20 protein-coding genes and 1 tRNA gene are annotated in these 26,140 nt (G+C 66.3%); 15 read left to right on the top strand and 6 right to left on the bottom strand.

The features are described 5' to 3' along the window. Nucleotides 1-14: 14 nt before the first annotated feature. The 4 genes from AC4PTB_RS01080 to AC4PTB_RS01065 are packed head-to-tail and all read left to right on the top strand — an operon-like array spanning nt 15 to nt 7,810. Nucleotides 15-3,026, top strand: coding sequence for an Ig-like domain-containing protein (locus AC4PTB_RS01080; protein WP_492191287.1), 3,012 nt, complete (start codon nt 15-17; stop codon nt 3,024-3,026). A gap of 10 nt (nt 3,027-3,036) precedes the next feature. Further along, nucleotides 3,037-4,377 carry a TolC family protein gene (locus tag AC4PTB_RS01075; protein WP_492191286.1) on the top strand — a complete coding sequence of 447 codons (1,341 nt, stop codon included), beginning with the start codon at nt 3,037-3,039 and terminating at the stop codon, nt 4,375-4,377. A 26-nt stretch (nt 4,378-4,403) separates the two neighbouring features. Beyond that, nucleotides 4,404-6,641 carry an ATP-binding cassette domain-containing protein gene (locus tag AC4PTB_RS01070; protein WP_492191285.1) on the top strand — a complete coding sequence of 746 codons (2,238 nt, stop codon included), beginning with the start codon at nt 4,404-4,406 and terminating at the stop codon, nt 6,639-6,641. Further along, a complete protein-coding gene (locus tag AC4PTB_RS01065; protein WP_492191284.1) occupies nt 6,638-7,810 on the top strand; it encodes an HlyD family type I secretion periplasmic adaptor subunit in 1,173 nt (390 codons plus the stop codon). Before AC4PTB_RS01070 ends, AC4PTB_RS01065 begins: the two co-directional genes overlap by 4 nt. Here AC4PTB_RS01065 and AC4PTB_RS01060 read toward each other — a convergent pair. Next, nucleotides 7,807-9,036: a PP2C family protein-serine/threonine phosphatase gene (locus tag AC4PTB_RS01060; RefSeq protein ID WP_492191283.1), complete on the bottom strand. Its 1,230-nt coding sequence runs from the start codon at nt 9,034-9,036 to the stop codon at nt 7,807-7,809. The two genes, AC4PTB_RS01065 and AC4PTB_RS01060, sit on opposite strands and share 4 nt — an antisense overlap. 206 nt (nt 9,037-9,242) lie before the next feature. Between AC4PTB_RS01060 and AC4PTB_RS01055 the strand changes: the two genes are divergently transcribed. After that, the gene (locus AC4PTB_RS01055; RefSeq protein ID WP_055211186.1) at nt 9,243-9,572 is read left to right on the top strand and encodes an Hpt domain-containing protein; all 330 of its coding nucleotides are present in this window, start codon (nt 9,243-9,245) and stop codon (nt 9,570-9,572) included. Nucleotides 9,573-9,575: 3 nt separating this feature from the next. Here AC4PTB_RS01055 and ilvA read toward each other — a convergent pair whose 3' ends face one another. Beyond that, a complete protein-coding gene (gene ilvA / locus AC4PTB_RS01050; RefSeq protein WP_492191282.1) occupies nt 9,576-10,823 on the bottom strand; it encodes a threonine ammonia-lyase IlvA in 1,248 nt (415 codons plus the stop codon). A 208-nt stretch (nt 10,824-11,031) separates the two neighbouring features. Here ilvA and AC4PTB_RS01045 point away from each other — a divergent pair, with 208 nt between their 5' ends. The 6 genes from AC4PTB_RS01045 (at nt 11,032) to AC4PTB_RS01020 (ending at nt 18,203) form a co-directional block, all read left to right on the top strand. Next, complete coding sequence (locus AC4PTB_RS01045) at nt 11,032-13,779, top strand: calcium-binding protein (RefSeq protein WP_492191281.1); 2,748 nt, start codon at nt 11,032-11,034, stop codon at nt 13,777-13,779. 72 nt (nt 13,780-13,851) lie between these two features. Beyond that, on the top strand, nt 13,852-14,415 hold the full coding sequence (rfbC, locus tag AC4PTB_RS01040; protein ID WP_492191280.1) for a dTDP-4-dehydrorhamnose 3,5-epimerase: 564 nt from the start codon (nt 13,852-13,854) through the stop codon (nt 14,413-14,415). Between the two features lie 87 nt (nt 14,416-14,502). Continuing rightward, nucleotides 14,503-15,549 carry a dTDP-glucose 4,6-dehydratase gene (gene rfbB, locus AC4PTB_RS01035; RefSeq protein WP_492191279.1) on the top strand — a complete coding sequence of 349 codons (1,047 nt, stop codon included), beginning with the start codon at nt 14,503-14,505 and terminating at the stop codon, nt 15,547-15,549. Between the two features lie 3 nt (nt 15,550-15,552). After that, nucleotides 15,553-16,398 (top strand): dTDP-4-dehydrorhamnose reductase, encoded by an 846-nt coding sequence (gene rfbD / locus AC4PTB_RS01030; RefSeq protein ID WP_492191278.1) that lies wholly within the window; start codon nt 15,553-15,555, stop codon nt 16,396-16,398. 1 nt (nt 16,399) lies between these two features. Then, nucleotides 16,400-17,275, top strand: coding sequence for a glucose-1-phosphate thymidylyltransferase RfbA (rfbA, locus tag AC4PTB_RS01025; RefSeq protein WP_492191277.1), 876 nt, complete (start codon nt 16,400-16,402; stop codon nt 17,273-17,275). Nucleotides 17,276-17,303: 28 nt separating this feature from the next. Next, nucleotides 17,304-18,203 (top strand): glycosyltransferase, encoded by a 900-nt coding sequence (locus AC4PTB_RS01020; RefSeq protein ID WP_492191276.1) that lies wholly within the window; start codon nt 17,304-17,306, stop codon nt 18,201-18,203. Here AC4PTB_RS01020 and AC4PTB_RS01015 read toward each other — a convergent pair. The 3 genes from AC4PTB_RS01015 to AC4PTB_RS01005 form a co-directional block, all read right to left on the bottom strand. After that, nucleotides 18,200-19,315: a DUF2793 domain-containing protein gene (locus tag AC4PTB_RS01015; protein ID WP_492191275.1), complete on the bottom strand. Its 1,116-nt coding sequence runs from the start codon at nt 19,313-19,315 to the stop codon at nt 18,200-18,202. The genes AC4PTB_RS01020 and AC4PTB_RS01015 overlap by 4 nt on opposite strands. A 100-nt stretch (nt 19,316-19,415) precedes the next feature. Further along, nucleotides 19,416-20,102 (bottom strand): ABC transporter ATP-binding protein, encoded by a 687-nt coding sequence (locus AC4PTB_RS01010; protein WP_492191274.1) that lies wholly within the window; start codon nt 20,100-20,102, stop codon nt 19,416-19,418. Between the two features lie 4 nt (nt 20,103-20,106). After that, nucleotides 20,107-21,195: a KpsE/RkpR family capsule polysaccharide export protein gene (locus tag AC4PTB_RS01005; protein ID WP_492191273.1), complete on the bottom strand. Its 1,089-nt coding sequence runs from the start codon at nt 21,193-21,195 to the stop codon at nt 20,107-20,109. A gap of 223 nt (nt 21,196-21,418) precedes the next feature. On the opposite strand from AC4PTB_RS01005, the gene AC4PTB_RS01000 reads away from it, so the two are divergent. Beyond that, a complete protein-coding gene (locus AC4PTB_RS01000) occupies nt 21,419-22,222 on the top strand; it encodes an ABC transporter permease (protein WP_492191272.1) in 804 nt (267 codons plus the stop codon). Nucleotides 22,223-22,435: 213 nt separating this feature from the next. Here the strand turns inward: AC4PTB_RS01000 and AC4PTB_RS00995 are convergent. Next, nucleotides 22,436-22,520 (bottom strand) — tRNA-Leu (locus AC4PTB_RS00995). Between the two features lie 169 nt (nt 22,521-22,689). Here AC4PTB_RS00995 and AC4PTB_RS00990 point away from each other — a divergent pair. The 3 genes from AC4PTB_RS00990 (at nt 22,690) to AC4PTB_RS00980 (ending at nt 26,121) form a co-directional block, all read left to right on the top strand. Next, nucleotides 22,690-23,673, top strand: a complete 984-nt coding sequence (locus AC4PTB_RS00990; protein ID WP_492191271.1) for a complex I NDUFA9 subunit family protein — start codon at nt 22,690-22,692, stop codon at nt 23,671-23,673. Between the two features lie 2 nt (nt 23,674-23,675). Further along, nucleotides 23,676-24,470: an undecaprenyl-diphosphate phosphatase gene (locus AC4PTB_RS00985; protein WP_492191270.1), complete on the top strand. Its 795-nt coding sequence runs from the start codon at nt 23,676-23,678 to the stop codon at nt 24,468-24,470. Nucleotides 24,471-24,687: 217 nt separating this feature from the next. Beyond that, nucleotides 24,688-26,121, top strand: a complete 1,434-nt coding sequence (locus AC4PTB_RS00980; protein WP_492191269.1) for an NAD(P)-dependent oxidoreductase — start codon at nt 24,688-24,690, stop codon at nt 26,119-26,121. The last annotated feature ends 19 nt before the right edge of the window (nt 26,122-26,140 follow it).

Genomic DNA, 26,140 nt, shown 5'->3' with positions numbered 1-26,140 from the left:
CCGTCCGTGATACTATGGGCGGTATTTCCCGTGGCGTTGTTGCCGGTGCGGGCGCAAGCGACTTCATTCAGGTGGGGGTTGGCGACGAGATTTCGCTGAACCTGAGCAAGACCAGCATCCTGAAATACATGCGGGACGGCGACGATCTCCAGATCGTTCTGGTCGACGGGCGCACCATCACCCTGTCGGGCTTCTATCCCGCGCGGGGCGAGCTTTACATCTCTTCGGACGGGGAACTGACCGCGGTGGCGCTTGAAGAGGGCGGCAACGGGGTGATTTATGCCGATTACGGCACCCCCGAGGTGATGGGGAAATGGAGCCCGAACGACCAGCTGGCCTTCCTTGATGGCGATGGCATCCTGGCCCCGGCCGGGGATGATGTCACCGGCATGGCGGCCTTTGCTCCGGCTGCGCTGGCTCTGGGGCCGCTGGGCTGGGCTGCGGCCGGCCTGGCCGGTCTGGGCGTTGCCGGCGGCGGCGGCGGCGGCGGTTCGACCAGCCCGACGACCCCCACGAACCCGACCGGTCCCACCAACCCGACCGACCCCACCGGGCCGACCAACCCGACGAACCCGACCGGCCCCACCAACCCGACCGACCCCACCGGGCCGACCAACCCGACGAACCCGACCGGCCCCACCGGGCCGACCAACCCGACGAACCCGACCGGCCCCACCAATCCGACCGACCCCACCGGGCCGACCAACCCAACGAACCCGACCGGGCCGACGAACCCGACCGGTCCCACCAACCCGACCGACCCCACCGGGCCGACCAACCCGACGAACCCGACCGGTCCCACCAACCCGACCGACCCCACCGGGCCGACCGGCCCCACCAACCCGACCGATCCCACCGGACCGACCGGGCCGACCAACCCGACCGATCCTACCGGACCGACCGGTCCCACCAACCCGACCGATCCTACCGGGCCGACCGGCCCCACCAACCCGACCGACCCCACCGGGCCGACCGACCCGACCGAGCCCACGCATCCGACGCCCACCGTCGATGAGCGCGATCCGGCGACGCTGACCACCAATACCGCAGCCTCGGCGACGGTATCGGGCACCGGCGAGACCGGCTCGACTGTGGTGGTCACCCTGGGCGGCAAGACCCTGACCGCCACCGTCGGTGCCAGCGGCACCTGGTCGGTGACCTTCACCGGCTCGACCTTCCCGGCGGATGGCGATTATTCCTCGAGCGTGGTGGTGACCGCGCCCGGCGGCAAGATCTACAATCTCGACGGCCCCGATTACCTGATCGACATGACCCGTCCGCCGGTGGCGATCACCGAGGGCGCGCGCTCGACCGGCGACATCGAAAACGCCAGCGAACATGCCGATGGCGTCACCATTCGCGGCACGAGCGAGCCCGGCGCGACGATCCGCGTCGTGATCGACGGCCATGAACAGACCACCACCGTCGGTGGCAACGGCAACTGGAACGTGACCTTCCCGACCTCCGACCTGCCGGGGGGCACCTATACCAAGGGCATGCTGGTCACCGCGACCGACATCCACGGCAACGTCACCACGCTGACCGACACGCTGGCCGTCGATACCGAAACCAGCGTCCGCTTCGATACCAATCTGGCGGGCGGGGACGATCTGGTGAACCAGGCCGAACGCGCCGCGGGCAATCTGGTGCTGACCGGCACGGCCGAGGCCGGGGCCACGGTGGTGGTGCAGTTCGGCACCGGCTCGCACAGCGTCACCGCCGATGCGAATGGCCGCTGGAGCGCCGCCTTCAGCGCCGGGGAATATGCCGCGGGCACCTATACCGGCACGGCCACGGTCACCGCGACCGACCTTGCCGGCAATACCGCCACCACGACGCATCTGATCGATGTCGACACCGAGGTGAAACCGCTGTCGCACTGGACCGACACCCCCGGCACCGACGGCGTGGTGAACGGCGCCGAGGCTTCGGGCGGGCTGCGGATCGAGGGCACCGTCGAGGCCGGATCGGTCGTCACCGTGCAGCTGGCCTCGGGCCGGGTCGTCACTGCCTCGGTGAAGTCGGACGGCACCTGGTCGGCGAACATCCCGGCTTCGGACCTGCCGACAAGTGAGACGAACAACCTGCAGCTGACGGTGAAGGCCACCGATCCCTATGGCAACACCGCGACCCAGACCAGTCTGATCGATGTCGATCCGCTGGTGCGCAACTTCCAGGCCGTCAGCACGGTGACAAACGACAACGTGGTGAACCGGGCCGAGGCGCAGACGGGCTTTGCGATCTCGGGCACGGTCGAACCCGGGGCCACGGTCGCGGTGACACTGGAAAACGGCGCCGTGCGCACCGTCACCGCCCGCGGCGACGGGACCTGGACCGCGGTCTTCACCACGACCGACATGCCGGGCGGCTCGGGGACGATGCACTATACCGCCGTGGCCACCGATACCGCGCATAACACCGCGACGACCTCGGGCAGCTTCACCTATGACCTGGTGGCGCCGGATGCGCCGGTGATCGGTGACGTGACCAACAACGGCAACGGCACCCGCGGCCTTTACGCCGATGTCAGCGAGGCCGATCACTATGTGATCGAAACCGTCGCGGCGGATGGCACCGTCACCTTGCTGCGTGACAGCGCGCCAACGACCACACCGGGCTCGGACGAATATTATGCGTTCAACCGGGTGCCGGATGGGCAGTTCCTTGTCGTCACCGACAGCGATACCGCCGGAAACGCGGTGTCGACCCTGCTGGTCGTCAGCCCGAACGGCAGCGTGACGATGGATCTGAACAACAGCGGGCTGGACCGGTTCGACTTCGGAGCCATCGACCTGCATCACGCCTCGGTCAATCTGACGATCACCGCCGCGCAGCTGCAGTCGCTGACCGGCGGCGACAACGACCTGATCGTGCGGGGCGATGCCAACGACCGCGTCACCGCGCTGGGGGCCACCGACACCGGCGCGACGGCGTCGATCGACGGGCACAACTTCAGCATCTACACGCTGGGAGACGAGGGACACCGCATCCTGATCGACGACTCGATCACCAACGTCACGATCTGACGGTGCCCCGATGACCCGGAATGGCAGCTTCACGCCGCTTTTCCGGGCCCTCCCCGTGGCCCGGATGTCGGCGGCGGCACTGATTGCGATGATGGCGAGCGGCTGCATGGAGGGAACCCCCTTCCCCACCGGCCGCTCGGCCTTCTCGCCGGCGACGGCCAGCCTTGTCGCGGGCCAGCCCGGCACCACCGCCGAGACCTCGGCGATCATCGCCGAGCTGGCGGGCCGGGTGTCGGTGCTGCCCGGCTCGGGCCCCTATGCGCAGGTGGCCGAGGCGGTGCTGCGCGATGCCAAGGGCTCTGCCAAGGCGGAGCTGCGGGTGGCGCGGCTGACGGCGCAGGCGACCTCGAAGAACTGGCTGCCGCGGATCGGGCCCAGCCTCAGCCTGACGCGGCTGGGCGATCTGGCGGCCGAGCTGCTGATCAGCCAGACCTTGTGGGACAATGGCGCGAAACGGGCCGAGCGCGAAGCGGCGGCGGCCGATGTCGAAGTGGCGGCGGTGTCGCTTTCGGCCGAGATGAACGACACCGTGGCCGAGGGGCTGCGGGCCTATATCAACGCGCTGAAGGCGCGCGAACAGGCGGCGGTGGCCGATCGTTCGGTTGCGAAACTGGGCGATTTCAACACGATCATGCAGATCCGCGTCGAAGGCGGGCTGTCGGATGGCACCGAGGCGCGGGTGCTGGCGCAAAAGCTGTCCGAGATGCAGGCGACGGCCCAGGCCGATCGCGACGCGGCGACGGCGGCGCTGGCGCAGCTGCGCGCGATGACGGCGGTGCCGCTCGACGGGCTTGCGGGGATGAACGCCCTGGCCCTGCCAGAGCCCCTGCCCGGGCCGCTTTCGGTGACGAAATCGCGCGCCGAGGCGGAACGGGCCGAGGCCGAGGCGCAGATCAACCGCGCCGGGCATCTGCCGAAACTGGGCGCCGAGGCCCGCACCGGCAGCGGCGACAGCGACATCGGCCTGACGCTGGGCATCGATCAGATGCTGGGCTTTGGCACGAAAGCGCAGCTGGAAGCGGTCGAGGCCACGCGCGAGGCGGCGTCGGCCCGGGTGGCGCGGACCGAACAGGCCGAGGCGCAGGAGCTGGCGGCGCTGCGCGCCAAGATCGCCGCGCTTGCCGCGCGGGAGGCCCGCGATGGCGCGGTGGTGGCGGAAACCGCCGCCGGGCTGGAAATGTTCACCGAGCAATACAAGATGGGGCGGCGGTCGCTGATGGATCTGGTGAGCATGTATGAAAACCACGCGCAGATGGCCCATGCGCAGGCCGGGCTGAAGTATGACATCGCGCTGATAGAGCTGGAAATCGCGCGCAAACACGGGATATTGGTGGACGGCAGCAATATCTGAAACGGTGCGGGAGTTTGGCAGACCGGGTGATAGCCTTCGATCTGAATGCGGCCCGTGTCAGCGGGGCGTCCGATGGCGCTTTGCCCAAAGCCGTGCCCGCGCAGCCGAACCCGCCCAAGACCCCCGGACGGGCGCGGGCGCGGGCGGAACTGGCCTCGGCCTATGCCGCGCTGCTGGGGGCGCAGGTGCCCGCCGCCGATATTCTGGAACAGATGCTTCTGGCCGTGGGCGAGGCCACCGCCGCCGTCACCGGCGCCGAGGCGGGGGAGGTCCAGCCCGAACATATCGCCGCGGTGCTGCGGGTGGCGGGGATGACCGCCACGGTCGAGCAGATCACCCGGCTCTCGCCCGGGCAATGGCCGGCGCTGGCGCAGATGACCTCGGGGCAGCTGGTGCTGGTGATCCGGCAGGAAGCCGAACTGCTGTTCGTCTATGACAAGACCTGCCCCGATCAGCGCGCCGAAGTGGCCCTGACCGAATTCGCGCCGTTCTTTTCTGGCAAGATCATCCGCGCCCGCACCTCGCTGCGCCAGCTGGAACAACGCCACGCCCCCGACACCGCGCCCGAACATTGGTTCTGGGGCGCCTTCAAGGCGCAACGCCGCGCCTTTGTCGAAGTGGCGCTGGGCTCGCTTTTTGCCAATATCCTGGCCGTCGCGGTTTCGATGTTCTCGATGCAGGTCTATGACCGCGTGATCCCGCACAAATCCGAAGCGACGCTTTGGGTGCTGGCCCTTGGCGCGCTGCTGGCGCTGGTGCTGGAAATGGCGCTGAAGCTGGCCCGGTCGGGGCTGATGGATCTGTCCGGGCGCAAGATCGAGCTGACGGTGCAAAGCCTGCTGATGGACCGGCTTTTGGGGATGAAGGCGGCGCCCGGTCGGCGTTCGCCCAGCCAGCTGTTTTCCGCGATGCGGGAATTTTCCTCGGTGCGGGAGTTCTTCACCGCCTCGACCATCGGCACGATCGCCGACATTCCCTTCATCTTCATCTTCCTTGCCCTTGTCGCCTCGATCGGCGGCAATCTGGTCTGGGTGCTGCTGGCGGGAGCGATCCTGATGGTGGTGCCCGGCTTCCTGCTGCAGGGCAAGATGATGAAGATCACGCAATCGACGCAAGGCGCCTCGGCCCGGGCGGCGAAGCTTCTGCACGAGGCGATTTATGAGCATGAAACGGTGGCCACCCAGCGCGGCGCCGACCGGTTCAAGCGGGTCTGGGAAGAGCTGACGACGCTTTCGGCGGTGAAATCCTCGGAAAGCCGCAAGCTTGCCTCGGCGCTGACCTATTGGGCGCAGATGGTGCAGCAGGCGACCTATGTGACCGCGGTGATGGTCGGCGCCTATATGGTCTTCGAGGGCGAGTTCACCGTCGGCGCGATCATCGCCATCGGGCTTCTGACCTCGCGCACGCTGGCGCCGCTGACGCAGCTGGCGGGGACGATGGCGCGCTGGGCCAATGTGAAGGCGGCACTGCAGGGGCTGGAGGAAATCGCAAGCGCCGATCAGGTGCAGGCGGCCAGCCGCAGCTATCTGCGCGCCGAGCGGATCGAGGGCGAATACGAGCTGCGCGGGCTGGAGTTCAAATACGACCCCGAGGGATCGGCGACGGTGGACATTGCCGCGCTGCGCATTCCGCCGGGGCAAAGGGTCGCCATTCTGGGCGCGAACGGCTCTGGCAAGTCAACGCTTCTGAAGCTGCTTGCGGGGGTTTACGACCCTTCGGGCGGGCGGATCCTGCTGGATGGCGTCGATCTGGGCCAGCTGCATCCGCGCGATCTGCGCCGGGCGGTGGGGTATCTGAGCCAGGACGTGCGGCTGTTTTCCGGCACGTTGCGCGACAACCTGAACCTGACGCAGCTGGAACGCGACGAGGACAGGCTTTACCGGGCGCTCGATTTTGCCGGGCTGGGGCCGTTCCTGCGCAGCCATCCGAAGGGGCTTGATCTGCCGATCCGCGACGGCGGCGAGGGGCTTTCGGTGGGGCAGCGCCAGTCGATCGGCTGGGCGCGGCTCTGGCTGCAGGACCCGACGGTGGTGATCCTGGACGAGCCCACCGCGGCGCTGGACACCACGCTGGAAACCACGCTGGTCAGCCGGCTGGAGACCTGGCTTGAGGGGCGCACGGCGATCATCGCCACGCATCGGGTGCCGATTCTGGCGCTGACCGCGCGCACGCTGATCTTGCAAAACGGCCGGATGGCGGTTGATGGTCCGCGCGATGCGGTGCTGGCGCATCTGAGCAAGGCGAAGGCCGGGGGGACGCAATGAGCACCGTCGATCCTTCGGCGGTGACCACGGCGGCGCGTCGGATGAGCTGGACGATCTGGCTGATCGGCCTGTCGATCCTGGCTTTTCTGGTCTGGTCCGCCTATGCCCGCATCGACCAGATCGTGCGCGGGCCCGGCGAGATCGTCTCGTCGTCGAAGCCGCAGATCATCCAGAACCTGGAGGGCGGGATTCTGGCGGAGCTGAATGTCTCCGAGGGCGACGAAGTCTCGCCCGGCACGGTGCTGGGGCGGCTGCACGAGACCTCGTACCGGACCCAGGTCGATGATCTGCAGGCGCAGATCGCGGCGCTGGAAATCCGGCAGCTGCGGCTTGAGGCCGAGATGAACGGGCTGGATGAATTCGTGCCGAGCGATGAGCAGGATCGGCTTGTGCCCGAGATCGTGAAATCGGAAAGCGCGCTCTTGCGGGCGCGGCTGAGCGATTATGCCTCGCGCAGGAAGGGGGCGGCGGCGATCCTGAAACAGGCCAAGGCCGAGCGCGACATGCTGGAGACGATGTTCGAACGCGAGGTGGCGCCGCTGATCGAGGTGACCAAGGCGCGCAAGGCCTATTCCGATGCCGAGGCGCAGCTGAACGACATCACCACCAAGGCGAAGCTGGAGCGCGCCTCGGACTATTCCGAGACGCTGGAAAAGCTGGGCACCTTGCGCCAGCAGCTGAAACTGTCGCAAGACCAGCTGGCGCGGACCACGCTGACCTCGCCGATGCACGGGATCGTCAACAAGCTGTCGGTGACGACGATCGGCGGCGTCGTGCGGCCGGGCGAGGAGATCCTCGAGATCATCCCGCTGGACGAGGAGCTGTTCATCGATGCCCGGATCGCGCCGAAGGACATCGCCAACGTGAAGCTGGGTCAGGCGGCGACGATCAAGCTGTCGGCTTATGATTACACGATTTACGGCAGCCTGCAGGGCACGGTGCATTTCGTCTCGGCGGATACGTTCAAGGACGAACAGAAGCCCGATGCCGAACCCTATTACAAGGTGACCCTGCGGGTCGATCTGGCGCAGCTGACCGAACGGCAGCGCCGTCTGGAGATCCGGCCCGGGATGCAGGCGACGGTGGAGCTTTACACCGGCGAAAAGACCGTGCTGCAATATCTGCTCAAGCCGCTTTACAAATCGCGTGAGGCGCTGCGCGAGCCTTAACCGACGTTTTCCTTGGCGCCGTTGAATTCGAACAGCACCGCCGAGACATCGTCGGACAGGTTGTCCGAGGTCATGCGCTGCAATTCCCAGTAAAGCGCATCCAGAAAGGCCGGGCCGCGCAACAGGTTCAGCCGCTTGAGCAGCATCGCCAGCCCCTCCTCGCCGATCTGCGGCCGCCGCGGCGGTTCCGCCTCGGTGATGCCGTCAGAGCCGAGGAACAGCCGGTCCCCGGGCGCAAGCCGGGTGGTGACGGTTTCGTAGCTCGCCCCCTCGATCAGCCCGACAGGCAGGCCGCCGTCGCCCAGAAACTCCACCGACCCATCGGCGCGCAGCACCGCCGGATGCGGATGGCCCGCCTGCACCAGCGCGACCTTGCCGGAAATCAGGTCCACATCGGCATAGATCAGGGTGAAATAGCTGTCGGTCTGCATTTCCTCGAGCACGAGGGTATTCAGATAGGCCGCCAGATCGGCCGGATCACGGCCGTCGTAAAAGCCGAATTCGGTCTGGATCAGGGCGATGTTCTGCTCGGGCGAGGTGCCCGACAGATAGCCCGCCAGCCGCGCCGTCATCAGCGCCGAGGTGATGCCATGCCCCGACACGTCGATGCCGTAAAGCCCGACGCGGCGAATGTTGATCGGGAAGAAGCCGACAAGGTCGCCGCCGACATGGCCCGAGGGCCGCAGCGTCAGCGACACCTGCGCATTGCCGAAACTGCGATGGCGTTCCTTGACCAGCGATTGCTGCAGCTTGCGGGCCTCGACCAGATCGCGGTTGATCGAATCGTAAAGCGACTGCAATTCGCCCAGCGCCGAAGACAGCTGCCGGTTCTTCTCCTTCATCGCATGTTCCATGGTGAGGATGCGTTCCCCCGCCATCAGCCGGGCCCGCAGCTCGTCGCCATTCACCGGCTTGGCCAGAAAGTCATCGGCGCCGCTTTGCAGCCCCTCGGCCACGTCATGCTTGTCCGTCTTCGAGGTCAGAAGGATGAAATAGCCATAGCCCTCGCGCGGCATGGCGCGGAACTGCTGACAGAATTCGATCCCCGACATGCCGGGCATCATCCAGTCGGAGAGCACGAAATCGGGCTCGATCCGGTCGCAGATCTCCAGCGCCTCTTCCGCCGTGGCGGCTTCCAGCACCTCGTAGCCCGAGCGCGAGAGCAGCGCGGACAGGATGCGACGCTGCATCTTGCTGTCGTCCACCACCAGAACCCGGCGCGGCACGGGGGCAGGCTCGGAAGCTGAGGTCGGATCTGGACGGTCTGAAATCGGATCTCTCACGGGCTCACCGGAACTGCGCAGGAGGCACTTTGCGCGATCGGCCTTAAGAACAGGTAAATCGCCGTAATCCTGATCGGAGGTTAAAGCTTCCGCAAGAAATGGCCCGTAGCCTTTGGCTGTGGTGAGAAATGGGCTCTGTGGAGGGAACTATGATCGATTGGGAACGGGTCGCCGAGCTGCGATCCGAAATCGGCGCCGAAGGGTTTGCCGAAGTGCTCGAGCTGTTTCTCGACGAGGTCGAGAGCGTGGTGATGAATCTGGGCCGCAAGCCGGACAAGCTGGGCGACGAGCTGCATTTCCTCAAGGGCTCGGCCTGGAATCTGGGCTTTCGCGACTTCGGGGCGATCTGTCAGGACGGCGAACGCCGCTGCGCCGCGGGCAATGCCGCGACGGTGGACATTGCCGCCGTGCTCGACTGTTACGGCCGCTCGAAGGACATCTTCATGGGCCGGGTCGACGAATTCCTGTCCGCCGCCTGAGGCTCAGATCAGGAATTCGGCGATCGCGGAATCATCGGTGATGTCGCGGTAATCAAAGCCCGCGGCGTCCAGCTTTTGCGTCAGCGCATCGAAGGCGCCCGCCTGCTTCGTCTCGATGCCGATCAGCACCGAGCCGAAGTTGCGGGCGGATTTCTTCAGATATTCGAACCGCGCGATATCGTCTTCCGGCCCCAGCATCGACAGGAATTCGCGCAACGCCCCCGGCCGCTGCGGCATCCGCAGGATGAAATACTTCTTCAGCCCGGAATAGCGCTGCGCCCGTTCCTTGACCTCGGGCAGCCGCTCGAAATCGAAGTTCCCGCCCGAAGTCACGCAGACGACGGTCTTGCCGCGGATCGCCTCGGCCAGTTCCGGCAGCACGTTCAGCGCCAGCGCCCCGGCCGGTTCCAGCACGATCCCCTCGTGGTTCAGCATCTCGAGCATGGTCAGGCAGATCCGGTCCTCGGGCGCCAGCAGGATCTCGCCGGGGGTCACCCAATCCAGCGCCGCAAGCGGCAGGGCCCCGATCCGCGCCACCGCCGCGCCATCGACGAAACTGTTCACCTGTTTGAGCGTCACCGGCGCCGCCGCCTTGACCGCGGCGGTCAGGCTGGCGCCGCCCAGAGGCTCGACAAAACGATAGCCGGTCTGCGGCGCGGTGGCGCGCAGATAGCCCGTCACCCCCGCCGCCAGACCGCCGCCGCCCACCGGCAGAATCACCAGATCGGGCGCCCGGCCCAGCTGATCGAGGATCTCGACCCCCACCGAGGCCTGGCCCTCGATCACGTTTTCATCGTCGAAGGGCGACAGAAAATGCGCCCCCGCCTCGGCACAGAATTTCTGCGAGGCCGCCAGCGTCTGGTCGAAATAATCGCCGGTCAGCACGATCTCGACCGCGTCGCCGCCAAAGGTGCGGGTCTTGTCGATCTTTTGCTGCGGCGTCGTCACCGGCATGAAGATCGTTCCCCGCACGCCGAAATGACGGCAGGCAAAGGCCACGCCCTGCGCGTGATTGCCCGCGCTGGCACAGACGAACTGCCGCGCCTCGGGGGTCAGCTCCAGCAGCTTGCGCATCGCGGTAAAGGCGCCGCGCAGCTTGTAGCTGCGCACCGGCGTCAGGTCTTCGCGCTTGAGCCAGATCTCGGCCTCGTAGCGTTTGGACAGGAACTCATTGCGCTGCAAGGGCGTCGGCTCGAAGAGCGTGCGCAGGGCGCGGGTGGCGGCAAGGGCGGCAAGGGCAAATTGGGTCATGGTCCGATTAGACCCGTCCCGGCGTCCTTGGCAAGCGCAGAGCGACAGGACCGCACCGCAACCGGCCAGGGTCGCCACCGAAACGGACCGTTTCCAGATTGGCGATTTGTGCAAAATTGCGCCCAAGAGTCACAATTTCGCCGCATCTGCGACGCTGCCGGGACGACGGAACGGCAGAGCCTGTCCCCGCTCATCTTGGGGGTGTGCGATGCGGATAGTTTTCACCAATAGGGTTGAGTCGGGGCTTGCCTCGCTCGATACCGATATCAAACGGCTCGAAACCGTCACCACGGCTTCGGGCAGCTTCCTTTACAGCGCGACCGGCAGCAATGGCGGTCTGCTGACCTGGCGGCTCGGGGCAGAGGCCGCGCCGGGCCTCGCCGACAGTTTCTATTTCCCCGGCAGCCTGACCGGGATGGCGACCCTGGATCTGTCCTGGGCGACCTTCAACGGCTACACCCGGGTTCTTTTCGGCGTGACCCAGGGCGGCGATCTGCTCAGCGCCAACAGCGCCACCCCCGGCGATCTGGGGCGGCAGACGACGATCCGGCTGGACGACGCCCACAGCCCCTGGTTGCAAAACGGCCTTCTGACGGCAGAAATCGCCAACGGCACCGACATGATCTATGTCGCCGATGCGATCAGCGGCGCGTTGAACGGCTATGCGATCGACGCCAGCGGCGTTCCGCGCTGGGTCTCGACAACCGCGAGCCCCTCGGGCGGGGCGGTCGGCGGGCAGGTGCTGCTCGAAATGGCGGCGGTGGCCGGGCAGGAGTTCCTGCTGCGCGCCGACACCAGTTTCGACGGCGTCGCCAGCTACCGCGTCGAGGCCAATGGCGCGCTGGTGCAGGTCGGCGCGCTGGGGGCGTCGAACGGTCTGGGCGTGAACGACCCCAGCGTGATGACCACCGTGACCGCGTTCGGCAAGACCTTCGTGCTGCTGGGGGCGGGCGGCAGCGGCACGATTTCGGCGATGGAACTGACCGCGACCGGCAGCCTGCGCCCGACCGATCACCTGATGGACACGCTTGACAGCCGCTTTGGCATGATCACCGCGCTGGAGGCGGTCGTGGTGCAGGGCCGGGTCTTCGTGGTGGCGGGCGGCGGCGACGACGGGCTGAGCCTGTTCACGCTTCTGGCCGACGGGCGGCTGGTGCATCTGCAGACGCTGGAGCAGGACACCGGGCTTGGCCTGCAGGACATCACCGCGGTGGCGATGACGGTGGTCGGCACCGAGCTGCAGATTTTCGTCGCCTCGGCCGCGCAATCCGGGCTCAGCCTTCTGCACATCGATCTGGCCGCTCTGGGCGTGACGGTGAATGGCGCCACAGGCGGCAACCTGCGCCGCGACGGTTCGGCGCTGGATGACCTGCTGGTCGCGAACACCTCCGGCCGCGACACGCTGATGGGGCTCGCGGGCGAGGATGTTCTGGTCTCGGGTCCGGGCAGCACGACCATGTTCGGCGGCGCGGGCAACGACACTTTCGTGATCCGCAATTCCGCCAATCGGCAATATGTGATGGATTACAGCCCCGGCGACCGCATCGATCTGAGCGGCCTGCCGATGCTGCGCTCGACCGCGCAGCTGATCGCGACCCCCACCGACCACGGACTGCTGCTGTCCCATGCCGGCACAGTGATCGAGATCGTCTCGGCGAACGGGCAGCCACTGGCGCTGCGCGACATCTGGTCGGGGCTGAGCTTCGGCCTGCCCGACCGGCTGATGCTGCTGGGCGAGTTGCAGGGCGAGCGGACCGTGGCGGACAGTCTTGGCGGCGCGCTGGAAGGCACGTTCGGTCGCGACACGCTGATCGGCAGCAGCCAAGCCGACACCATCCACGGCCTCGAGGCAAGCGACGTGATTCAGGGCAACGGCGGCAATGACGTGATCTTCGGCGACAGCGGCAATGACTCGATCACCGGCAATGACGGCGACGATTCCCTGATCGGCGGCGAGGGCGCGAACAGCATGGACGGCGGCACCGGCAATGACACGCTGATCGGCGGCGAAGAGGATGACGGGCTCGACGGCGCGGCGGGCGCCGATTCCCTGGTCGGCAATGGCGGCAACGACAATATCGTGGGGGATCTTGGCCGGGACACGCTGCTGGCCGGGGCGGGCGACGACCTGCTGAACGGCGGCGACGACGACGATCTGCTTTCGGGCGGCGAGGGCAACGACATCCTTGTCGGCGCCACGGGCAATGACACGCTTTTGGGCGATGCGGGAAATGACACGCTTTACGGCGACGCGGGCAACGACCGGATCAGCGGTGGCGCCGGGGTCAACCAGCTGAACGGCGGCGCGGGCAATGACACGCTTTACGGCGACGCGGGCAATGACACGCTGCGCGGCGACACGGGCAACGACCGGATCAACGGCGGTGCCGGGGTCAATCTGCTGGTCGGCGGCGCGGGCGCCGATACCCTTGTGGGCGGCGACGGCAATGAGCGCCTTTACGGCGGGTTGGGAACCGAGACACCCGAGGATCTGGGCGACAGCCTGTCGGGCGGCGGCGGCGCCGACGCGCTTTGGGGCGGCGCGGGGGCCGACACCCTGCGCGGCGGCAGCCACAACGACACCCTGCGCGGCGGCAGCGGGGCCGACCTGCTCGACGGCGGCGACGGCAACGACTGGCTTTACGGCGAGGGCGGCAACGACCGGATGATCGGCGGGCTGGGCAGGGACGCTTTCGCGCATGACGGCTGGGTGAGCACGGGCACCGACTGGATCTCCGATTACACCGCCGAGGACCGGCTTGTCTTCAGCCGCACCGGGGCGCAGATCAGCGATTTCGGGCTCAGATGGGTCGATCTGGGCGGTGATGCCGCGGTGCAGGACGTGCAGCTGATCTATCGCCCGACCGGCAATGCGATCTGGACGGTGGTGGATGCCGAAAGCCTGCAACGTCTGACGTTTCAGATCAACGCCGAGACGCATTACCTGCTGGTCTGACGACAGGCCGGGTGACTTTGCCGCGGGCAATTGTTAAGGAGACGCGGACCCCCTATCGCAACGAGGCCCGCGATGCTCGTCGAAGACACGCCGCTTGCCGGTGTCAAGCTGATCACCCCGCGCCGCTTCGGCGACCACCGGGGTTTCTTCTCGGAAAGCTATTCGGCCAAGGCGCTGGCCGGTCATGGCATCGACACAGTTTTCGTGCAGGACAACCATTCGCTGTCGATGACCCCGGGCACGATCCGCGGCCTGCATTTCCAGAACCCGCCGCATGCCCAGGACAAGCTGGTGCGCTGCGGCAGGGGCTGTCTTTTCGATGTCGTGGTCGATATCCGCAAGGGCTCGCCCACCTACGGGCAGTGGTTCGGCGCCGAGCTGAGCTTTGAAAACGGCCGTCAGCTGCTGGTGCCCAGGGGCTTCGCGCATGGCTTCGTCACCCGCGCGCCGGAAACCGAGATCATCTACAAATGCTCGGATTATTATCACCCGGAAACCGAGGGCGCGCTGATCTGGAACGATCCCGATATCGGCATCGACTGGGGCATGGGCGATCTGCAGCCGGTTCTGTCCGCCAAGGATGCGGTCGCGGGGCGGATTGCCGATTTCGACAGCGCTTTCACCTGGCAGGGCTGAGACGCACCGACAGGCTTGCAAAGGCCGGTTGTCCTTTGCAAGCCGCGCAAGTAAGCCTGTTTCAAACCAGCAGAGATGGAATTTGCCATGAAGATTCTCGTGACCGGGGGGGCAGGGTTCATCGGCTCCGCGGTGGTGCGTCTGGCGATCGCGCGCGGTCATGCGGTGGTCAATGTCGATGCCCTGACCTATGCCGCCTGTCTCGACAATGTGGCCTCGGTCGCCGCCTCGCCGCTTTATGCGTTCGAACAGGCCGACATCCGCAACGGCGCCGCGATTTCCGCGATCCTGGCGCGGCATCAGCCCGACGCGGTGATGCATCTGGCGGCGGAAAGCCATGTCGACCGCTCGATCGACGGGCCGGGCGTCTTCATCGAGACGAATGTGATGGGCACCTATCAGATGCTGCAGGCCGCCCGGCAGTATTGGGAGGGCCGCGGTCGCCCCGACAGCTTCCGCTTCCATCACATCTCGACCGACGAGGTTTTCGGATCGCTGCCGCATGACCCCTCGGTCAAGTTCACCGAAACCACGCCCTATGATCCGCGCAGCCCCTATTCGGCCTCGAAGGCGGGGTCGGACCATCTGGTCCGCGCCTGGCACGAGACCTATGGCCTGCCCGTCGTGCTGACCAATTGCTCGAACAATTACGGGCCGTTCCATTTCCCGGAAAAGCTCATTCCGGTGATCATCCTGAATGCGCTGGCGGGCAAGGCGCTGCCGATCTATGGCGACGGCTCGAACATCCGCGACTGGCTTTATGTCGAGGATCACGCCGATGCGCTTTTGACCGTGGTCGCAAAAGGTCAGGTCGGGCGCAGCTACAACATCGGCGGCGAGAACGAGCGCACGAACCTTGACCTGGTGCGCACGCTCTGCGCCATTCTCGACCGCAAGCGCCCGAAGGCCGCGGGCAGCTATGCCGATCAGATCACCTTCGTCACCGACCGCCCCGGCCATGACGCCCGTTACGCGATCGACCCGAGCCGCATTCGCGACGAACTGGGCTGGCGGCCCTCGGTCACCGTCGAAGAGGGGCTGGAGCGCACCGTCGACTGGTATCTGGCCAATGAGAGCTGGTGGCGGGCGCTGCAGGACCGCGACGGCGTCGGCCAGCGCCTGGGAAAGGGCTGAGGCATGCGCGCCCTCGTCTTCGGCAAGACCGGCCAGGTGGCCACCGAGCTGCAACGCCTTCTGCCCGAGGCCTGCTTTCTGGGGCGCGAGGCGGCCGATCTTGCCGATCCGGCCGCCTGCGCGGCCGCGATCCGGGACAGCGACGCCGAGGCGGTGATCAATGCCGCCGCCTGGACCGCGGTGGACAAGGCCGAGGCCCAGGAAGCGGCGGCGACGGTGGTGAATGGCGCGGCCCCCGCGGCGATGGCCCGGGCCGCCGCCGACAGGGGTCTTCCCTTCCTGCATATCTCGACCGATTACGTCTTTTCCGGTCTGGGCAGCGCGCCCTGGGTCGAGACCGATCCGGTGGCGCCGCAAAACGCCTATGGCCGCAGCAAGCTGGCCGGGGAACAGGGCGTGCAGGCCGCCGGGGGCAACAGCGCGATCCTGCGCACCTCCTGGGTGTTTTCCGCGCATGGGACGAATTTCGTGAAGACCATGCTGCGGCTGAGCGAGAGCCGCGACGCGCTCTCCGTGGTCGAGGATCAGATCGGCGGTCCGACGCCCGCGGCCGATATCGCGACGGCCCTTGTCACGATGGCACGGCAGATGATCGCCGGACAGCCCGGCGGCACCTATCATTTCGGCGGCAGCCCCTGGGTCAGCTGGGCCGATTTCGCCCGCGAGATTTTTGCGCTTTCGGGGCGCAAGGTGACGGTCACGGGCATTCCGACCGCCGCCTATCCGACGCCCGCGCTGCGCCCGCTCAACAGCCGGATGGACTGCGCGGCACTGGCCCGCGATTTCGGCATCGCCCCGCCCGACTGGAAGGTCGGTCTTTCCAGGGTTTTGAAAGAACTGGAGATTTGACATGACGACACGCAAGGGCATCATTCTGGCCGGGGGCTCGGGCACGCGGCTTTACCCGATCACCATCGGCGTCTCGAAGCAGCTGCTGCCGGTCTACGACAAGCCGATGATCTATTATCCGCTCTCGGTGCTGATGCTGGCTGGCATCCGCGAGATCGCGATCATCACCACGCCGATCGATCAGGAGCAATTCAGGCGCACGCTTGGCGACGGCTCGCAATGGGGTCTCAGCCTGACCTATATCGCCCAGCCCTCGCCCGATGGTCTGGCGCAGGCCTATATCCTGGCAGAGGAGTTCCTGGATGGTGCCCCCTCGGCGATGGTGCTGGGCGACAACATCTTTTTCGGCCACGGCCTCTCGGCGCTGCTGGCCGGGGCGGGGGCGCAGACGACGGGCGGCACCGTCTTCGGCTATCGCGTCGCCGATCCCGAACGCTATGGCGTGGTGGATTTCGACGCGCAGGGCAAGGTCCGCGCGATCATCGAAAAACCATCGGTGCCGCCGTCGAACTTTGCCGTGACCGGGCTTTACTTCCTCGATGGCAGCGCCCCCGAACGCGCCCGCAGGGTCACCCCCTCGGCGCGGGGCGAGCTGGAAATCGTCACGCTTCTCGAAATGTATCTGGCCGAGGACAGCCTGCGGGTCTGCCAGATGGGCCGCGGCTATGCCTGGCTGGATACCGGCACGCATGGCAGCCTGCTGGATGCGGGCAACTTCGTGCGCACGCTGGAGGAACGTCAGGGCCTGCAGACCGGCAGCCCGGACGAGATCGCCTTCGAGCGCGGCTGGATCGATGCCGAGGGCCTGCGTGCCCGGGCGAAGCTGTTCGGCAAGAACGATTACGGCGATTACCTGCGCAAGCTGCTGGAAGGGTAAGGCGGGGGTGGCCTCGGTCACGGTCCTGATGGCGACCTGGAACGGCGCAGCGCGGCTGCGCCCGCAGCTCGACAGTTTCGCCGCGCAAAGCCTTGTGCCCGCAAGGCTGATCGTCAGCGACGACGGCTCTACGGATGCGACGGTGCAGGTGCTGACCGACTGGGCCGCCGCCCATCCCGACATCGCGGTGACGGTGCTGGCCGGGCCGCGGGCCGGGGCGGCGCAGAATTTCCTGTCGCTGCTGCGCCTGCCGGTCGAGACCGATCTGCGGGCGATCTCCGATCAGGACGATGTCTGGCTGCCCGAAAAGCTGCGCGTCGCGGCCACGGCGCTGGCGCAGGGTCCGCCGGATCAGCCCGCGCTTTATTGCGGCCGGTCCTTCGAGGTGAACGAGGATCTGACCGGGCACCGGCTGTCGCGCGGCGCCCCCTGGCCTGCTGCCTTTGCCCATGCTCTGGTGCAGAATATCGCGGGCGGCAATACGATGGTGCTCAACCGCGCCGGAGCCGAGGCGATCCGTAGCGCCGCGCTGCGCACCCCCGATACGGTGATCCATGACTGGTGGATCTATCAGGTGATCACCGGCATCGGCGGCCGGGTGATCTTCGACGAGACGCCGTATCTGCTCTATCGCCAGCATGCGGGCAATGTGATCGGCGCGAACCGCGGTGCGCTGGCGACGCTGGTTCGCGCGCATATGCTGGTGACGGGACGGTTTTCCGACTGGTGCACACGCAACATCGCCGCCCTGCGGAGGATCGAGGATCTGCTGACGCCGGAAAACCGTGCTCTTCTGGCGGCCTTTGAGACCGCCCGCGCCCTGCCGCCGCTGCAAAGCCTTGCCGCGATCCGCCGAGCGGGGATCTACCGGCAAGGCCTGCACGGGCAGCTGTCGCTTTATGCAGCAGTGCTGCTGCGGCGGCTTTAGACCCAGCGGCCGAGGGCGATCAGATCCGCCTTGAAGACATCGGCATTGGCGGCGCTGCCCAGCCGCAAGACATGGATGCCCGCCGCCGCCGTGGCATCCAGATCACCGACGCCGCCCGCGCAAAGACGCCGGTCCTGGGTCAGGCCGGGCGGCGCCACGCCGCGGCAGGTCACCACGGGCGCTTCGAGGAACGCCACGGGATAGGTCCAGCTGGCATCGGCGGTCCGATAGGGCGCGGCGAAGGTTCCCGCGCCCTGCGCGGTGATCGAGCCAAGCAGGCGCTGCGCGAAACAGATCTGCGTGCCGTCGGCGAAGCGGATATACGCGCCGTTCGTGGTCGTGCCGCGTTCGAGCACCGCCCCCGTCGGCACGCCCGCGCTTTGCGCCACCGTGCCCAGAAGGTTCCCCGGCCCGTAGCCCCAATCCGCCCGCATCAGCCGCCCCGCCGTCACATCGGTCCGCGCCTGCTGCACCGCCAGCCCCGAGGCCAGCCCCGTCGCCCCGGCAAAGCTGAACGCCGTCTTCCAGGCCGTGCCATCGGCGCTGACCTTGATCGCGAAACTGTCGCTGCCCGCCGTGCCCATCTCGGCCCGGCCCGACCAGGAGGTCTGGAACAGCAGGCTTGCGGTATCGCCGGGCAGCGCCTTGTTGATCTTCAGCTGGTGCCCCGCGCCGTCATGGCTGAGCAGCGTCGCCGCGGCCTGAACCGCCAGCCGGTTCGTCGCGTCATGGCTGGTGTTGATGCCCAGCCCGGGCAGGGCGTCGGTCGCAACCGGGGCCAGCCCCCAGCTGCTGCCGTCGTACATCAAAAGCGCCGCGTCCGACAGATCCCGCGCCATCCAGCCCGGCTGCGGGCGCGCGAACAGCCAACCGCTGCCGGTCCAGAGCGCCACCGACCCGTCCTGCCCGGTCCAGGCCGCCGCCCCGCCCGCGGCAACGATGTGGCGGTCGCCGGTCTGCGGCGAGGCGGGCGGCACCGCCCGCACCCGGTCCAGCACGGCCAGCTGCACGATCGCATCGAGCAGGCTCAGCGCCTCGTTGTGGGTGACATGCTTTTGCGCCTGCGACGGCAGAAGGAGGGGCAGCCCCAGAAGCGGGGTTTGATCGGCCATGGTGATCTCCGCGGGTGATGAACGGCCCCAGCTTTCCCGCGACAGGGTTAAGATGGCCGCAGCGCGGCGCGCGCCCGCGACGGCGGATCGGCAACGGCGCTCAGACGCCGCCGGCGGGCAGCGGTGCGCCGTTGCGCTGCATCGCCTTCTGGTAATGCTCGATCGCCTGACCGACCTCGCGGTAGTAATAAAGGCGCCCGCCCTCCAGATAGACCCCCGAGGCGCAGAGCCGCTTGAGTTCCGCGAACTGGTGCGAGACGATGATCGCGCTCGAGGTCTTCAGCCGCTCCTCCATGAAGGATTGGCATTTCGCCTTGAACGAGGTGTCGCCGACCGACATCACCTCGTCGATCAGATAGGTGTCGAAGGGCACGGCCATCGACATGGCAAAGGCCAGCCGGGACCGCATCCCCGAGGAATAGGTCCGCGTCGGCAGGTGGAAATGCTGCCCCAGATCGGCGAAGTCGCGGCAGAAGCGGATCGCCTCGTCGGTGTCGATGCCATAGACCCGGGCGATGAAGCGCACGTTCTGCGCCCCGGTCAGATCGCCGTGAAAGCTGCCCGCAAAGCCGATCGGCCAGGACACCGACCCGTCCGAGAGCACCTCGCCGCTGTCGGGCTCGACCGTGCCCGCGATCATGCTGAGCATGGTGGATTTGCCCGCGCCATTGCCGCCCAGAAGCGCCACCGCCTCGCCGGTCGGAAAGACGAAATTGATGTTGCGCGCAACGGTTTTCGACACGCCGTTCAGCCGGAAGGTCTTGTTCAGGTTCCGCAGCTCGATCATCGGCTCAGCGCCTGTCGCGCAGACTGTAAAAGATCAGCACGCAGATCGACCAGGCCAGCGTCAGGAACACCGCCGTCAGCACGGAGATCAGACCGCGCTGCGGATAGGTCGAGGCCTCGGCCATCGAGGGCGTCGTGTAGCTGGCCAGATAGCGGCTTTGCCGCTGCGCCTCGGCCTTGGCCGCATCCAGCGAGGCCATTGCCGCCAGATAGGCCGAATTCGCATATTCGACATCGACGCTCAGCCGCTCGTATTCGGCCATCAGCGTCGGGTAATCCTCGCGCGATTCGACATCGGGGTTTTCCGTGTCCCCCATGCCGAACTTGCTTTTTTCCTGTTCGATCAGGGTCTGGATCACGTCGATGCGGCGGCGCGACTGCGACACCCGCGGATCGTCGCCCGAGGAGGTTTCCAGCGTCAGGTTCAGGTCGATATAGGCCTGCGCCAGCTGCTGTTCGAGCGAGGTCAGAAGCCCCATCTGCCCCTGCACATCCGCCGCCGGATCGATCAGCCGGGTCTTGGAGCGGAAGCGGGTGCGTTCCTCGCGGGCCTGTTTCAGCCGCTCGATCGCCACGGCGAGTTCCTCGCGGGCGTAGCGGGTGGCATCCTCGCGGGCGATCGCCGACATCTCGTTGATCACCGCGGTCGATTCCGCGACGATCTCGCGGGAGATCGCCAGCGCATCCTCGCGGCGGAAGGCGCGGGTCTCGACCTCGATCAGGCCGCTGTTCGAGGCATAGGAAATCCGCACCATGCGCTGCCAGTAGTCGACCAGATCCTCGATCGTGCCATCGGTGTCATAGGCGAAGACCGGATCGAAGGCGGGCCGCGAAAACACCTGCGCCAGATCGATCTTGCGGTTGATCCGCTCGACCAGGGTGCGGCTCTGGATGAATTCGTAGATCACCTCCGCATCCGAGGAGCTGCTTTGCGTCAGCATCGACAGCCCGCCCAGCAGCGCGCCTGCGGCGCTCATGTCTTCGGAATGAACGGTGAAGCCCACTTTCGAGGCATATTGATCGGCGGCGATCAGATACAGATAGACGACGGCCAGAACGGTCGGGGCGACGACGCCGAGGGCAAAGCTGGACAAGAGAACCTTGTGCCGGAACCGTGGCCGGGCCGCGGCAGGATTGGGGATCGGCTTCGGTCCTTGCTTCACAGCGGCATCAGCCGCTTCCGACAGCTGCTTGTTAATCGTCCTTACTCCCGTCGCGCCATCGAGGTGAAGCAACTCATGGGTATTTGTCCCTCGCATTGCAAGCAAAAACGCACTAGGAAAATCGGGCTGACCCCCCCTCGGAGGCCCGTTTTCCATGGCAAAAGCCGCTGTTTCCGTCCGAACCAACCGGGGCAGGCTGATCGGCGCCCGCGCCATCTTCGCGCTGATCCTGCGCGAGATGACGACGACCTACGGCAAGTCCATCGGCGGCTATTTCTGGACCGTCGCCGAGCCGGTGGCGGCGATCGCGCTGCTTTCGGTGGTGTTCTCGATGGTCGTGCACAAACCGCCGCTGGGGCAGAGCTTCATCCTGTTCTACGCCAGCGGATATCTGACGCTGACCGCCTATAACGCGATCTCGAACAACGTCGCGATGTCGATCCGCTTTTCCAAGGCGCTGCTGGCCTATCCGAGCGTGACCTATATCGACGCCATCGCGGCGCGGCTGATCCTGACCACGCTGACACAGCTGCAGGTCTTCGCGATCGTCACCATCGTCGCCATCGCGACGCAGCATGGCCAGATCAACCTGAATTTTCCGGCCCTTGGCCGCGCCTGGTGCATGCTGATCGCGCTTGGCACCGCGGTCGGCCTGCTGAACTGCTATCTGATGAGCCTCTTTCCGACCTGGCAGATGATCTGGGCGGTGCTGAACCGGCCGATGTTCCTGGTGACGGGGGTGCTGTTCCTGGTCGACAACATGCCCGAACATGCGCGGATGATCAGCCTGCTGGTGCCGCCGACCCATGTCATCATGATGATGCGCAAGGGGATTTATGACACCTATGACGCCGTTTACGTGTCCGAGATCTACGTTTACGGGGTTGCGCTGCTGATCGGCGCTCTGGGGATGATCCTGCTGCATCGCGACCACCGCAAAATTCTTTCGGAACGCTGAAACCCCGGGCAAGGCGGCGCGGTATCGCGCCGCGATGACGCCAGCGGAGGTGCGGCCCGGATCGGTCGATGAGAGCGACAAGCGGCGCAGGTGCGGCACAAAAGGTCAGGGGCGACACCGCCGGAAGGGGCCGCCTTCCCCCGCGCCCTCAGGCCTGGGCCGAAAAACAGAAAGCCGTGCATCTCATTGAGATTGCACGGCTTGCCGTTGGAATGGTGCCCAGAAGAGGACTCGAACCTCCACGCCTTGCGGCACTGGTACCTGAAACCAGCGCGTCTACCAATTCCGCCATCTGGGCGTCTTCGTGAGGCGGGGTTTAGCCGGGCCCGCCGGGAGTGTCAACAGGGGTCAGCAAGAAAAATTTGACCGACCTGTCAGATGCCCTACCCTCCGGCCATCCGGGGCTTGTTTGACTGGGGTCCTGCGGCTAAATCTGTGCACGGCGGTATGCAATGGGGGCGGAAACGATGTCGAAACTTGTCACCATCTATGGCGGGTCGGGATTCGTGGGGCGTTACATTGCCCGACGCATGGCGAAGGAAGGCTGGCGCGTCCGCGTCGCCGTGCGCCGCCCGAACGAGGCGCTGTTCGTCAAACCCTATGGCGCCGTGGGCCAGGTCGAACCGTTCTTCTGCAACATCCGCGACGACGCCTCGGTGCGGCAGGCGATGCTGGGCGCGGATGCGGTGGTGAACTGCGTCGGCATTCTGGTCAACGAGGGCCGCAACACCTTCATGGACGTGCAGGCCGATGGCGCCGGGCGGATCGCCCGCATCGCCGCCGAACAGGGCGTCGCGAAGCTGGTTCACATTTCCGCGATCGGCGCCGACAACGAATCGGACAGCGCCTATTCCCGCACCAAGGGCTGGGGCGAGCTGGCGGTGCTGAAATCTTTCCCCAAGGCGGTGATCCTGCGCCCCTCGGTGATCTTCGGGACCGAGGACGGGTTCTTCAACCGCTTCGCCGCGATGGCGAAATTCGGCCCGTTCCTGCCGATCACCGCACCGCTCACGAAATTCCAGCCGGTCTATGTCGATGATGTCGCCGCCGCCGCGGTGCAGGGCATCCTGGGCAAGGCAGAGGGGGTCTACGAACTGGGCGGCCCCGAAGTCGCGACCTTCGAAGACATCATGAAGCTGATGCTGCGCGTGATCGGGCGCAAGAACATCGTCATCGGCCTGCCGCAGGTCGTCGCCCGCACCACCGCGGCGATTGGCGACACGGTGCAGTGGCTGACCGGCGGGCTGATCACCAACCGCATCCTGACCACGGACCAGCTGAAGAACCTCGGCCGTCACAATGTCGTGGGCAAGAGCGCGAAGACCTTTGCCGATCTGGGCATTACGGCTACCCCGATGGCGGCGGTGCTGCCCGATTACCTCTGGCGTTTCCGCCCGCATGGGCAATATGAGGCGATCCAGGCTTCGGCCAAGAATCTGAAAAAGGTGTAAGCTTGTCTTATCTGGCCGATGTCGTCCTTGGGGTGATCGAAGGGATCACGGAATTCCTGCCGATCTCCTCCACGGGGCATCTGCTTCTGGCCGAGGCCTGGCTGGGCGCAAGGTCGGACACCTACAATATCGCGATTCAGGCGGGCGCCATCCTGGCGGTGACGCTGATCTACTGGCGCCGGATCACCGGGCTGTTCCTCGGCCTTGGTCAGGCGGAAAACCGCGATTACCTGATCAAGCTTGCCGTCGCCTTCGGGATCACCGCGGTGTTGGGCCTCGTCGTGAAGAAGCTCGGCTTCGAGCTGCCCGAAACCGTGATGCCGATCGCCTGGGCGCTGGTGCTGGGCGGGGTCTGGATGATCGTGGCCGAATGGCTGGCGGGCAAGAAGCCCGATTGCGCCACGATCACCCTGCGCGTCGCCATTGCCGTGGGCGTGGCGCAGATCATCGCCGGGGTGTTTCCGGGCACCTCGCGCTCGGGGGCGACGATCTTTGTCGCCATGCTGATGGGCACGACGAACCGCGCCGCCGCCACCGAATTCGCCTTCCTCGTCGGCATCCCGACGATGTATGCCGCCACCGGCTACGAACTGCTGAAGACCCTCAAGGGCGACGGCCCGGCCGAGGACTGGACCGCGCTTGGCATCGGCTTTGCCGTCTCCACCGTGACCGCCTTCATCGCGGTGAAATGGCTGCTCACTTATATCCAGTCGCATCGCTTCACCTTCTTCGCGATCTACCGCATCGTCTTTGGCGGCGTGCTGCTGGCCCTGGGCGCGGCGGGCGTTCTGGTCTGAGCTTTCCAAAAGAACCGAATCACTGCAGTTTTGAACAAGATCCTTATCGGTTTCGCGCATTAGGTAAGTATGGCTGCCACATTATTTCACCTATAACCCGCAACAAGGGGTGGTTGCGACGATAAATCCCCATTTAAGGTCATAGTTGCTGACTTTTATTTTGATCGGACCGGGTGTAACAAGGCCTCCCGAATTGACCCCAGTGGGAGGCGCAGCCATGGCTCAGCAACGCATGCTCAAATTCGTCACAACGGCGAAAGAGACGCCGGAAAAACGCGATGCCAGCGCGCGCACCCATGACTTCGACGAGATCTACGCCGAATTCGCCGATGCGAAGGCGGCGGAACAGGCGGGGCGCTGCAGCCAATGCGGCGTGCCCTATTGCCACGCGCATTGCCCGCTGCACAACAACATCCCCGACTGGCTGCGCCTGACCGCCGAGGGCCGTCTGGAAGAGGCCTATCAGGTCAGCCAGACCACCAACAGCTTCCCGGAAATCTGCGGCCGGATCTGCCCGCAGGACCGTCTGTGCGAAGGCAATTGCGTCATCGAAAACTCGGGCCATGGCACCGTGACCATCGGCGCGATCGAGAAATACATCACCGACACCGCCTGGGACCGCGGCTGGGTGAAGCCGATCGCGCCTGCGGTCGAGCGGCCGGAATCGGTCGGCATCATCGGCGCGGGCCCCGGCGGTCTGGCCGCGGCCGATGTGCTGCGCCGGGCGGGGGTGCAGGTGACGGTCTATGACCGCAATGACCGCGCGGGCGGGTTGCTGACCTATGGCATCCCGGGCTTCAAGCTGGAAAAGGACGTGGTGATGAACCGCGTCCGCCAGCTGGAACAGGGCGGCGTCGAATTCGTGCTGAACTGCAATGTCGGCACCGACATTTCCTTTGACGCGATCCGCGGCAAGCATGATGCGGTGCTGATCGCCACCGGCGTCTACAAGACCCGCGCGCTCACCGACCCCGGTTCGGATGCCAAGGGGATCGTGCGCGCCATCGACTATCTGACCGCCTCGAACAAGAAGAGCTTCGGCGATGACGTGGCGGAATTCGACGACGGCACGCTGAACGCTACCGGCAAGCGCGTGCTGGTGATCGGCGGCGGCGACACCGCGATGGACTGCGTGCGCACGGCGATTCGTCAGGGCGCGACCTCGGTCAAATGCCTCTATCGCCGCGACCGGGCCAACATGCCGGGCAGCCAGCGCGAAGTGACGAATGCCGAGGAAGAAGGCGCGGAATTCGTCTGGCTTGCGGCGCCGAAGGCGTTCTCGGGCAATCCGGTCGACAGCGTCACCGTGCAGCGGATGCGGCTGGGCGCCCCCGACGCCTCGGGCCGTCAAAGCCCCGAACCGATCGAGGGCGGCCTCTATGAAGAACCGGCCGATCTGGTGATCACTGCGCTTGGCTTCGAACCCGAAGACTTGCCCGCGATGTGGAATGTCTCGGCGCTCGAAACCACGCGCTGGGGCACGGTCAAGGCGAGCTTCGGCACCCATGCGACCAGCCTGCCCGGCGTCTATGCCGTGGGCGACATCGTGCGCGGGGCCTCGCTTGTGGTCTGGGCGATCCGCGATGGCCGCGAGGCCGGGGCAGAGATGGTGAAATACCTCGACGGCGCCGGTCGCGTCGCCGCCGAGTGATCCGCAATCCGCGAAAGGA

Source organism: Rhodobacter sp. 4.3.4 (assembly GCF_058724655.1).
The sequence above is the reverse complement of the archived record's forward strand: the minus strand, read 5'-3'. Positions and strand labels throughout refer to the sequence as shown.